This window comes from Aquipuribacter hungaricus, assembly GCF_037860755.1.
GTDB lineage: Bacteria > Actinomycetota > Actinomycetes > Actinomycetales > JBBAYJ01 > Aquipuribacter > Aquipuribacter hungaricus.
This window is the reverse complement of sequence record NZ_JBBEOI010000543.1, coordinates 1-535: the sequence shown is the minus strand read 5'-3', so window position 1 is coordinate 535 and position 535 is coordinate 1. Positions and strand designations below refer to the sequence as shown.

Below are 535 nucleotides of genomic sequence, written 5' to 3'. Positions count from 1 at the left end.
CGCGTTGCCGCCCAGCGGCAGCGACGGGCACTCGGGGCGGGCGGCGGCGTCGGCCTCCGCCAGCACGCCCAGCTGCCCGCGCGCCCGGTCCAGCGGGCCGCCGGGGCTGCCCCAGGAGGCGACCGCCTCGACGGTGGCCAGGTCGACGACGGCGACGTCGACCACGCGGTCGCCGAGGAGCCGGCCGGAGTCGCGGAACACGACGCTGTCGCCCTCGGTCGTGCGGACGTCGCGGGCGTACCCCTCGCCGGGCAGGTCGGGGTCCACCTGGCCTGCCTGGTCGAGCTCGACGACGACCGGGGCGCCGGCGAGCACCGCAGCCTTGTCCTCGACCGACCGGGCGACGAGCTCGGCGCCGACGAGGACGTGCGCGGCCAGCCCGAACGCGGTCGCCAGCGCCGTGACGACGAGGAGCCGCTCGGCCCCGCCGGCGGCCAGGCGGCGGCGGACCACGAGGGCGCCCACGGTCCCGGGGCCGAGCCGCGACGACCCGGAGGACGGCTCGACCACCCGCCGGGCGGTCCCCCGGGGCGGC

General features: G+C 80.6%; 1 protein-coding gene. It reads right to left on the bottom strand.

Going from position 1 to position 535, the window contains the following annotated elements:
* Positions 1–510 (bottom strand): hypothetical protein (locus WCS02_RS21085; protein ID WP_340296257.1); only part of this gene is annotated, 510 nt, incomplete at its 3' end.
* Between the last annotated feature and the right edge of the window lie 25 nt (positions 511–535).